Annotated in this window: 9 protein-coding genes; 4 read left to right on the forward strand and 5 right to left on the reverse strand. The window is 64.9% G+C overall.

Going from position 1 to position 11,161, the window contains the following annotated elements:
- The first annotated feature begins 152 nt into the window (after positions 1–152).
- Together ON44_RS29505 and ON44_RS29510 are read left to right on the forward strand one after the other, a co-directional pair.
- Positions 153–1,142: a pirin family protein gene (locus tag ON44_RS29505; RefSeq protein WP_040695900.1), complete on the forward strand. Its 990-nt coding sequence runs from the start codon at positions 153–155 to the stop codon at positions 1,140–1,142.
- Positions 1,143–1,285: 143 nt separating this feature from the next.
- Complete coding sequence (locus ON44_RS29510) at positions 1,286–1,930, forward strand: DUF8020 domain-containing protein (RefSeq protein WP_040695902.1); 645 nt, start codon at positions 1,286–1,288, stop codon at positions 1,928–1,930.
- Here ON44_RS29510 and ON44_RS29515 read toward each other — a convergent pair.
- A complete protein-coding gene (locus tag ON44_RS29515; RefSeq protein WP_040695915.1) occupies positions 1,920–2,786 on the reverse strand; it encodes a helix-turn-helix transcriptional regulator in 867 nt (288 codons plus the stop codon). The two genes, ON44_RS29510 and ON44_RS29515, sit on opposite strands and share 11 nt — an antisense overlap.
- 100 nt (positions 2,787–2,886) lie before the next feature.
- On the opposite strand from ON44_RS29515, the gene ON44_RS29520 reads away from it, so the two are divergent.
- On the forward strand, positions 2,887–3,894 hold the full coding sequence (locus ON44_RS29520) for an aldo/keto reductase (RefSeq protein WP_040695904.1): 1,008 nt from the start codon (positions 2,887–2,889) through the stop codon (positions 3,892–3,894).
- A 62-nt stretch (positions 3,895–3,956) separates the two neighbouring features.
- Here the strand turns inward: ON44_RS29520 and ON44_RS29525 are convergent, their stop codons facing one another.
- On the reverse strand, positions 3,957–4,427 hold the full coding sequence (locus ON44_RS29525) for a PaaI family thioesterase (protein WP_040695906.1): 471 nt from the start codon (positions 4,425–4,427) through the stop codon (positions 3,957–3,959).
- 70 nt (positions 4,428–4,497) lie between these two features.
- The gene (locus ON44_RS29530) at positions 4,498–4,815 is read right to left on the reverse strand and encodes a CD225/dispanin family protein (RefSeq protein WP_040695908.1); all 318 of its coding nucleotides are present in this window, start codon (positions 4,813–4,815) and stop codon (positions 4,498–4,500) included.
- A 192-nt stretch (positions 4,816–5,007) separates the two neighbouring features.
- Here ON44_RS29530 and ON44_RS29535 point away from each other — a divergent pair, with 192 nt between their 5' ends.
- Entirely contained in the window at positions 5,008–5,721 is a 714-nt protein-coding gene (locus ON44_RS29535; RefSeq protein WP_157187349.1) for a hypothetical protein, read from the forward strand.
- Here ON44_RS29535 and ON44_RS29540 read toward each other — a convergent pair.
- Together ON44_RS29540 and ON44_RS29545 are read right to left on the reverse strand one after the other, a co-directional pair.
- Complete coding sequence (locus ON44_RS29540) at positions 5,718–6,767, reverse strand: glycerophosphodiester phosphodiesterase family protein (RefSeq protein WP_085998643.1); 1,050 nt, start codon at positions 6,765–6,767, stop codon at positions 5,718–5,720. The two genes, ON44_RS29535 and ON44_RS29540, sit on opposite strands and share 4 nt — an antisense overlap.
- A 169-nt stretch (positions 6,768–6,936) precedes the next feature.
- Positions 6,937–10,890: a DNA-directed RNA polymerase subunit beta' gene (locus tag ON44_RS29545; protein ID WP_040695914.1), complete on the reverse strand. Its 3,954-nt coding sequence runs from the start codon at positions 10,888–10,890 to the stop codon at positions 6,937–6,939.
- Positions 10,891–11,161: the final 271 nt, after the last annotated feature.

Raw genomic sequence — 11,161 nt, forward strand, 5'->3', positions numbered from 1 at the left:
GCGTAGCGAGCGAACAATCGACACAGCCGACATATCGGTCATGCCGGAGCCGAGCGCCAGCGAGGCGCAGGCATGAGCGAGCGTAGCGAGCGAACAATCGACACAGCCGACATATCGGTCATGCCGGAGCCGAGCGCCAGCGAGGCGCAGGCATGAGCGATCTCGATCCGCATCCGGAGGAAACGGTCTGCGAGGCGACACCGGGTTCCGGTCCGGTCGCGGAGCTCTATCCGGCGCGCGAGGTCCCGCTCGGCGGGGTGCGCGGCGTTTATGTGGAACGCGTACTGCCGCAACGTGATCTGCCGACCGTCGGCGCCTGGTGCTTCCTCGATCACTTCGGCTCGCCCACGGTCACCAAGACGGGTGCGTCACCGGATATCGATCCGCATCCGCATATCGGACTGCAGACGGTGACCTGGCCGTTCGACGGACGCATCCGCCACCGCGATTCGATCGGCTCCGATGTGGAGATCGAGCCGGGACAGCTGAATCTGATGACCTCGGGACGCGGCATCGCGCATTCCGAATACGGCGTCGCGGCGGCGCACGCCGGGCACGGCCTGCAACTGTGGATCGCATTGCCCGGCAACAGCCTCGGGATCGATCCGCATTTCGAACAGCATCGTGAGCTGCCGGTCTACGAGGCACCCGGGGTGCGAGCGATCGTGCTGATCGGCACGTTCGCCGGGCTGACCTCGCCCGCCAAGGCGTACACACCGATCGTCGGCGCGGATGTGCGAATCGAACCGGGCACCGACACCGCCATCGCCCTCGATCCCGATTTCGAGCACGCGCTCATGGTGATCGAGGGCGAGGTCACGGCCGATGGCACCGAAATCGCCGCTGGCCCACTGCTCTACCTGGGTACCGGACGCGACGAACTGCGGCTGAGCAGCGCCGAGGGCGCACACTTCGCTCTCATCGGCGGTGAGCCGTTCGGTGAGGAGCTGGTGATGTGGTGGAACTTCGTCGGCCGCAGCCATGAGGACATCGTCGCGGCCCGAAACGATTGGGAGAAGCACGATGTCGAGCGTTTCGCCGATATCGCGGGGCACACGCCGGAACAGCGCATTCCGGCCCCACCGCTGCCCGGTCTGCATCTGAAGCCCCGTAAACGTCGCATGGGCTCGGCCAGGACCTGAATCCGAAGCAACACAAAACAATCGGGACTTTCCCTAATGCGTTGGAATTCGGGAAGGAAACCCTTCAACATCCGATCACGAAACGGTATCTTCGTCCGGAGCAAACCGGACATTCCACGCCGGTGGTCGGATGAAAGAGCAGGATGAGGATCTCCAGAATCACCGCGACGGCACTGCTTGCGCTCGCGGCCACCACGATCGGCACCGGCGTCGTACATGCGGAACCCGCACCGCCCGCGCCGAATTCGTCCGCCGACGTACCACTCGACCTGCAGGGTTTCTTCCAGCACATCGGCTATCACGTCGCGGCGACGCAGGACCGCCACGCCGTGGTGACGACCATTTCCGAGGGCCGCTGGGACCTGGTCCGCGACAACAAGGTCATCTCGCTGACCGATCCCAACGGACAGGTGGTCGCCGCGCTGCCGACCGCGGTGAAGATCGCCGGACATCGGATCGATCTAGTGCCGACCATCGAGGAGGCGGGCACTCGGCTCTCGCTCACGCCTATCAGTACGACCGATGACCCGGTGCGCGAGGTGAGCACCGAGCAGCGCTTCTTCGATCAGGTCGAGAAGTCCATGCCGCAGGTGCTGACCGGTGCCGCTATCGGTGCGGCCATCGGATTCGTCCTCGGTTTCCCGCTCGGTCTTTTCGTCTTCGACTTCGTCACCGTCCCGGTCATGACCGTGGTCGGCGGGGCCATCGGTGCGTTCGCCGGTCTGTCCGCCGGTGGTGGCGAACCGGCCGTGCAGGCGGCAATGGATTATTTCGATCTCATTCCCTGAGCGAGCCGATGTCGTCGTGCGGTAGCAGGCGCTGTGTCCCGATGACGCGCAATAGATCCAGCTTCTCCGCGGCATCGGTGCCCGGACGCGGCATATAGACCAGTAGTCGCTGTGCCGCGTTCGGGGTCAGCAGGGTTTCGCAGACCGTATCGATCGCGCCGACCTCGGGGTGCAGGATCCGCTTGATATCCGAAGTCCGCACCGCTACTTGGTGTTCGTGCCACAACTGCTCGAATTCCGTACTCGCGGCACGCAATCGGCTCACGTATTCGGTGACGTCGGCATCGCCGGATCGGCGCGCCGCGGTGGCGCGCAGATCAGCGACGTGGTTGCGGCCCAACCGATCCCAGTCGTCCTCGGGGAAGATCGAACGCGACTGCGGATCGGTGAACCAGCGCCAGGCATAGAACCGGTCCCAGCCGCGCCGGTTCGCGTGGTCGCCGACGAGCAGGGTGTGCATACGGTTCTGCACCAAAACCTCGCCGAGGTCGGTGATGACCGTGGCAGCCGTGTCGTCCAGCTTCGCGAGCACGTGCATGATCCCCGGACCGACATGTTTGTCGGCGGACTCCTGTCCGGGCGGGGCGTGATCGCACAGGTGGTACAGATGGTCGCGCTCGTCATTGCTGAAGCGCAGCGCCCGCGCCAGCGACGCCAGCACCTGGGTGGACGGACGCGGGCCGCGAGACTGCTCGAGGCGGGTGTAGTAGTCGGTGGACATGCCCGCCAGCAGTGCCACCTCGTCCCGGCGCAGGCCCGGCGTGCGGCGGCGCACCCCCGGTGGCAGCCCGACGTCCGCGGGCGTCAACTGTTCACGACGCCTGCGTAGGAAATCTGCCAGTTCGGATCGGTCCATGGCACCACTGTCCCGCAATACGCGCGGGCCAGCCAGGGATCGCCGATCCCCCGATAAGCGATCTCTGCCGCGACCCGTGCGCAGGGGCCAAGCTGGTCCCATGACGACATCGAAGCTCAGCACCGAACTCGGCAATACCGGCCCGGCGGTCAGTCGCATCGGACTCGGCGCCATGGGCATGTCCGGCATGTACGGCACCGCCGACGACGCCGAATCGATTGCCACCATCCACGCCGCACTGGACTCCGGCGCCAACCTGATCGACACCGGCGACTTTTATGGCGCTGGTCATAACGAGATGCTGATCGGCAAGGCCATTGCCGAGCGTCCCCGCGAGGACATGGTGCTCAGCGTGAAGTTCGGCGCACTGCGCGGGCCGGGCGGCACCTGGGGCGGCAGCGACAATCGCCCCGTCGCGCTGCGCAACTTCCTCACCTACAGCCTGCAGCGCCTCGGCGTGGATTACATCGACATCTACCGTCCCGCGCGCTTGGACCCGAATGTCCCGATCGAGGAGACGATCGGCGCGATGGCCGAACTCGTCGAGGCGGGCTATATCCGGCACATCGGCCTGTCCGAGGTCGGCGTCGACACCATTCGCCGGGCCGCCGCCGTGCACCCCATCGCTGATCTGCAGATCGAATATTCGCTGATCTCCCGTGGGATCGAAGCCGAAATCCTGCCTGCGGTAAGGGAACTCGGCATCGGCATCACGGCCTATGGCGTGCTGTCGCGTGGTCTGCTCAGCGATTCGGTTCGCCCGGGTGCGACCTTCGCGCCGACCGACTTCCGCGCCCACAGCCCGCGCTTCCAGGGTGAAAATCTCGACCAGAACCTGAAATTGGTCGACGCCCTCGCGACAATTGCCGCGGAGAAGGATGTTTCGGTCGCACAACTGGCCATTGCCTGGGTGCTGACCCGGGGCACGGATATCGTGCCGATCCTCGGTGCGCGCACTCGCCAGCGCTGGTCGGAATCCCTTGGGGCCGTGGATATCCAGCTCAGCGCCGACGAACTGGCGACCATCGAGGCCGCGGTGCCCGCGGATCAGATCGCGGGCGAGCGTTATGCGGAAGCGCAGATGGCGCTGCTCGACAGCGAGCGCTGACGTGGTTTACCGGAGGGCGCGCGCTCGGGCCGCCCTCCCGACCGGGTCAACGCGCGAATCGGTCACTTCCTCCTCGGGCGGATGACCGCCGTGAATGCCGATGCGGCAACGGACTTTCCGGAGTTATCGGTGATATCCACCGGCACCTCCAGTTCGACATCGACCCGCGCCGCGATATCGGCGCGCACCCGTTCCAGGGTTTCGGCGGTCAACTCGGAGGTCGCGAGGAACGGCCCCGCCTCACCCTTGGCCCGCGCCAGATATTCGATCCGGCCGTCGCGGGCGACGATGAACGTCTCACCCATGAGATCGACGATGCCCGAGATCGACGCGCCCATCGCGGCGGTCTCGGCCAGGCCGAACAGTACAGCGGCATGCAGATCGCCGTTGTGGTTGAGATGTTCGGGCTTCGGCGCGATCGTCACGACATTGCGGCCCGCGCTGAACTCCACTCCTTCGATGCCGGCGAACTGGATAAATCCCAGCTTCTGAAATCCGGCCATCACCAGATCGCCCATCGCCGTGTCGTCCATCGCATCTCCCACCAAACTGTAACGTGTTCTAATTTCATACCCCGGCGGGATAGCGGTTGTCCACCGCGGGTCAGGAAGAAGATTGGGTGAGCGTGACGACCAGGTAGCCGAGTCCGATTACCACACACAGCACATTCGCGACCATCGCTCCGATCGCCCAGCCTCTCGCCTTCTTCGACGCGTCCATCGCGCCGGCGACGTCGCCTGCGATCCACTTCGAATGCACCTGGGTACCGAAGACGATCGCTACCAGCCCGAGCGCCGTTCCCACCAGACAGGTCAGCGTGCCGATAATCGTGGCGACGACCGCGAAGCCCAGATGTGCCGGTGGTTCGAACTGCGGCTGGGCCTGCGGGTAGCCATAGCCGGGCTGTTGTCCATACGTCATAGGTGGGATCCCGTCTCGAAGTCGGCGGCCGGGCCCGGGATTTCGGGCTGCACCAGCCTACGAACACAACCTTGCACCGTGGCTGATGATCGCGCGATCGGCTCGGCTTGGGCACAATTGACATCGGTGGCATGTCTACGCGATTGGATATTGCATGACGGCGTTGGCGCGGAAAGCTGAGGGAAAGCCGATGTGTCTGCGGCCGATCGGGCGGTAGGGCCGATGTACGACCCGACCTCCGATATCGATCGGATCATCGCACAGCAGGTGGGTTGGTCCGCGGCCGACGACCATCTGCTGTACACCTGCGGTGTCATCGATTTCCTGCTGCACGACCGGCTTGCCGAACTGCCGACCCGGGCCACCATGGTCCGAACCGAATCCGACGAGTTGTGCCTGGCCGAGGGGCCTGCCGTCTGGTTTCAGTGGCGGGCGGTCGGGGACGGAACCTGGAATCGCAACAGCGTGACGGCCGTCGGCACGCTGTCCTTCGTGGCCGCTGCCCATCTCGGCAATGCCATGGCGAACCGCTCGCGACGCCGCCAGGCCGAGGCCGGACTGCGCCCACGCTGGGTAGCCGAACGCCCAGGCTCGGTAATGGTTTCGGACCGGCGGATGTACTGCTACAACGTTGACCATTCGTTCTCGGTGCATTGGGCGGGTCTGGAAATGGTGGATATGCCCGGTTCCGACCGTCTGATCTGCCGTTATCCGGACCGAAACGGCAATCCACATCTCCTCCAGGTCCAAAGCCCGTGGGCCGTACTGATTTTCGCACTCGCGGCACACACTGAGTTCCCGAGCCATCCGCTCTTGCAATCGGGTAACTGGCTACCGGCGGGGTTCGAGGAAAAGTGCCACATCGCAGGCAAAACCTGCCCCCGAGTGCGTCATCGGGCCCGCTAGCGGTGATACGCCCGGGGGAGCCGGTAGCCGCGCTCAGCAAGGACGGTGCGCAGTAGGTCCGGGCGATTGGTGATCATGCCGTCCACACCAAGATCGATCAGCGCGGCCATGGTGGGGCGATCATCCACCGTCCACGGCACCACCGTCATGCCGCGCTCGTGCGCGGCGCGGACCAGTTCGGGGGTCGTGAACGCGATGTAGCCTGGATCCTCGACCGCGCCGTCCTGCGGACTGCCGTGTACCGGTGACAGCACATTCGCGCCGAAAGACGCTGCGGCCGCGACGTACTTCTCCGGCAGTGTGCCAGGGAAGTCATCGATATCGATCCCACCCAACCAAGGCGACGCATTCGGCTGACCTTCCTGCAGAAATTGCTGCCCGTTGGTGAGCGCGACGATCGGCAACTCCGGCGCAACCTGCCGCATCCGCATCAGCGCGCCCCAATCGAAACTCTGTATGGTCACCCGGTTTTCGGAATGCGCCCGATGCACCTCAGCCGCGACCACCTGCACGAATTGCTCCCGCGGCGCGGTCTGCTCCGGCGCCCCGGCCTCGACCTTCGTCTCGACATTCAGCATTACATCATCGGCTCGATAGGCCCGCACCAGCTCGAATACCTCCGACAGCAACGGCATTCGCTCCCCCGGCACGATTCGCTGATTCGGAAATGCGGCCGATCGCTTCGATCCACAATCGATCGTCCGCACCTGAGCCAGTGTCAGATCCCGAATGAACTGTGCACCAGGCACATACGGGAACTTCGGATCACCCGGAAACGCGGGCGCGGTATCGACACACTTATCCGGACTCGGATCCCGATCATGCGTGACCACCGCAAACCCATCCGCCGTGATCTGCACATCCAATTCCAACGTGCTGACGCCGAGCTCCAATGCATTCGCGAACGCGGCCAACGTGTTCTCCACAACCAACCCCGCCCCACCACGATGCGCCTGCAAATCGAAAGCGCGCCCCGGGCCGTCCGCCGATGCCACACCGGCGGCGGCCAATAACAACCCGACCAGGCCCGCCACACACCACCGCATACACCTCATGGTGACAAACCCACCCCACCACCCCGCAACCTCCGGATGAACAGACCGAGTGCGCCCAGTTCGTGAATCTGCCGCTCGGCATGTGAGCCGACCTCATGAGAAACGACGATCGCCCCGCTCCTGTTGGAGCGGGGCGATCGCCTGACTACAGAGCTACCGATTACCGGTAGTCGCTGAAACCGTAATCGTCGAGCGGGACCGCGGCACCGGTGGTGGCGCCGAAGCTGTCGGGGCTGTAGTAGGTGTCGTCGTAGGACGGCACCGCGTACGCCGCGGCACGAGCCTCTTCGGTCGGCTGGACCTGGATGTTGCGGTAGCGGTTGATACCGGTACCGGCCGGGATCAGCTTGCCGATGATCACGTTTTCCTTGAGGCCGATGAGCTTGTCCGAGCGGCAGTTGATGGCCGCGTCGGTCAGGACTCGGGTGGTCTCCTGGAAGGATGCCGCCGACAGCCACGAATCGGTCGCGAGCGACGCCTTCGTGATACCCATCAGCACCGGACGACCCGCCGCGGGCTCATTGCCCTCGGCGACGACGCGACGGTTGGAGGCCTCGAACTCGGAACGCTCGGTGAGCGAACCGGGCAGGAACTCCGTGGCACCCGAATCGATGATCGTCACGCGACGCAGCATCTGGCGCACGATGACCTCGATGTGCTTGTCGTGGATCGACACACCCTGCGAGCGGTAGACCTCCTGGACCTCGTGGACCAAGTGGATCTGCACCTGACGGGGGCCCATCACGCGCAGCACCTCGTGCGGATCCGCCGCGCCTTCCAGCAGCTGCTGGCCGACCTCGACGTGGTCACCGTCGGAGAGCAGACGCTCGGTGCCGTCGTCGTGCTTGAACACACGCAGACGCTGACGCTTCGAGAGCTTGTCGTAGACAACCTCTTCGCCACCGTCATCCGGGATGATGGTGATCTTGTAGAAGCGATCGTCGTCCTCGAGCCGCACCCGACCCGAGACCTCCGCGATCGGCGCCTTGCCCTTCGGCACACGAGCCTCGAAGAGCTCCTGCACACGAGGCAGACCGCCGGTGATGTCGTCACCCGCGACACCACCCTGGTGGAAGGTACGCATGGTCAGCTGGGTACCGGGCTCACCGATGGACTGCGCGGCGACGATACCGACGGCCTCACCGATATCGACCAGCTTGCCGGTCGCCATGGAGCGGCCGTAGCAGGTGGCGCAGACACCGGTGCCGGTGGTGCAGGTCAGCACGGAGCGGACCTTCACCTCGGTGATACCCGCGTCGAGCAGCGCCTCGATGGCCGGGTCGCCGAGGTCGGCGCCCTTCGCCACGACAACGTTGCCCTTGGCGTCCACCGCGTCCGACGCGAGCGTCCGGGCGTACGCGGAGGTTTCCACGTGCGCGTCCCGGATGAGCGAGCCGTCGAGCTGCTTCTCGGCGATCGGCACCACGATGCCGCGCTCGGTGGCGCAGTCGTGCTCGCGGACGATGACGTCCTGCGAGACGTCCACCAGACGACGGGTCAGGTAACCCGAGTCAGCGGTACGCAGCGCGGTGTCGGCCAGACCCTTACGAGCACCGTGGGTGTTGATGAAGTACTCCAGAACCGTCAGGCCCTCACGGAAGGAGGACTTGATCGGCCGCGGGATGAACTCACCCTTCGGGTTGGTAACCAGGCCCTTCATACCGGCGAGGGTACGAGTCTGGGTGAAGTTACCGGTCGCGCCCGAGTCGACGATCGTGATGATCGGGTTGTCGGCCGGGTAGTGCGAACGCAGCGCCTTACCGACCTCTTCGGTCGCTTCCTGCCAGATCTTGACCAGGGCGTTGTTGCGCTCCTGGTGATCGAGCGCACCACGCTGGTACTTCTTCTCGATCTGATCGGACTGCGCCTCGTAGCGCTCCATGATCTCGGTCTTCTCCGGCGGAACGAGCACGTCCGACATCGAGACCGTCACGCCGGAACGGGTGGCCCAGTAGAAGCCCGCGTCCTTCAGCTTGTCGACGGTCTGCGCGACCACGATCATCGGGTAGCGCTCGGCCAGATCGTTGATGATCGTGGCCTGACGCTTCTTCGGCATCTGCTCGTTGATGAACGCGTAGTCCGCCGGGAGCAGCTCGTTGAACAGCACGCGACCGAGGGTGGTCTCGGCGATCCACGCGTCGCCGCGGTTCCAGCCGTCCGGGAACAGCTCCGCCTCGATTGCCTTCGGCGGGCGCTGGTCGGTGAGGCGCACCTTGATCAGCGAACGCACGGTGAGCTCACCGCGGTCCACCGCCATCTGTGCCTCGGCGGGCGAGGAGTACACGCCGAACTCGGCGGAATCCTTTGCGGCCGGCTGGTACTCACCCTTGGCGCCCTCTTCGAGGCGGGTCAGGTAGTACAGACCGGTCACCATGTCCAGACGCGGCATGGCGAGCGGGCGACCCGATGCGGGCGACAGGATGTTGTTCGAGGACAGCATCAGGATGCGGGCCTCGGCCTGCGCCTCCGCGGACAGCGGAAGGTGCACGGCCATCTGGTCACCGTCGAAGTCGGCGTTGAACGCTTCACAGACGAGCGGGTGCAGCTGGATCGCCTTACCCTCGACGAGCTGCGGCTCGAACGCCTGGATGCCGAGGCGGTGCAGGGTGGGCGCGCGGTTCAGCAGCACCGGGTGCTCGGCGATGACCTCTTCGAGGACATCCCACACCTGGGGACGCTGACGCTCGACCATCCGCTTGGCGGACTTGATGTTCTGCGCGTGGTTCAGGTCGACCAGACGCTTCATCACGAACGGCTTGAACAGCTCCAGCGCCATCAGCTTGGGCAGACCGCACTGGTGCAGCTTCAGCTGCGGACCGACGACGATGACCGAACGGCCCGAGTAGTCGACGCGCTTACCGAGCAGGTTCTGCCGGAAACGACCCTGCTTACCCTTGAGCAGATCGCTCAGCGACTTCAGCGGGCGGTTACCCGGTCCGGTGACCGGGCGGCCGCGGCGGCCGTTGTCGAAGAGCGCGTCCACGGACTCCTGCAGCATCCGCTTCTCGTTGTTGACGATGATCTCGGGCGCGCCCAGATCGATCAGTCGCTTGAGGCGGTTGTTGCGGTTGATCACGCGGCGGTACAGGTCGTTCAGATCGGAGGTGGCGAAGCGGCCACCGTCGAGCTGAACCATCGGGCGCAGCTCCGGCGGGATCACCGGAACGGCGTCGAGCACCATGCCCATGGGCGAGTTGCCGTTGGCCTGGAAGGCCGCGACAACCTTGAGCCGCTTGAGCGCGCGCAGCTTCTTCTGGCCCTTACCGCTGCGGATGGTCTCGCGCAGCGATTCGGCCTCGGCGTCGATGTCGAAGTTCTCCATCAGCTTCTGGATGGACTCCGCACCCATGGCGCCGGTGAAGTACTCGCCGTAGCGGTCGATCAGCTCGCGGTAGAGCACCTCATCGACGATGAGCTGCTTGACCGACAGCTTGGTGAAGGTGCTCCAGATCTCGTCGAGCCGGTCCAGCTCGCGCTGGGCGCGGTCGCGCAGCTGACGCATTTCGCGCTCGCCGCCGTCCTTGACCTTGCGGCGGACATCGGACTTGGCACCCTCGGCCTCGAGCTCGGCCAGATCGGCCTCGAGCTTCTGGGCGCGGGCCTCGAGATCGGCGTCGCGCTGATCGGCGACCGCCTTCTTCTCGACCTCCATCTCGGCCTCGAGCGTGGAGAGCTCGTTGTGACGCAGCTCCTCGTCGACACCGACGATGACGTAGGCGGCGAAGTAGATGATCTTTTCCAGATCCTTCGGCGCCAGGTCGAGCAGGTACCCGAGGCGCGAAGGCACGCCCTTGAAGTACCAGATGTGGGTAACCGGAGCAGCCAGCTCGATGTGGCCCATCCGCTCACGGCGCACCTTGGCACGAGTCACCTCGACGCCACAGCGCTCACAGATGATGCCCTTGAAGCGGACGCGCTTGTACTTACCGCAGTAGCACTCCCAGTCCCGGGTGGGACCGAAGATCTTCTCGCAGAACAGGCCGTCCTTCTCCGGCTTGAGCGTGCGGTAGTTGATGGTCTCCGGCTTTTTCACCTCGCCGTAGGACCACTGGCGGATGTCTTCGGCGGTGGCCAGACCGATCCGGAGTTCATCGAAGAAGTTGACGTCTAGCACGTAACTTCCTTTCCCCTATTCGGGTCGAATTCGAGCAAAAAGTTCACTAGTTGGTCGAGCGCGGAGGCCGGATGTCGTCGGCGTGCACGCCATCCGGCCCTACCGCCTAGTTCGCCAGATCGTCGACGGTCGCGGCTTCGTTCCTGGACAGGTTGATGCCCAGGTTCGCGGCCGCACGCTCCAGATCCTCATCATCGCCGTCGCGCATCTCGATCGCCGCGCCGTCCGAAGACAGCACCTCGACGTTGAGGCACAGCGACTGGAGCTCCTT

The organism is Nocardia vinacea NBRC 16497, from assembly GCF_000308835.1.
GTDB classification, from domain to species: Bacteria; Actinomycetota; Actinomycetes; order Mycobacteriales; family Mycobacteriaceae; genus Nocardia; species Nocardia vinacea.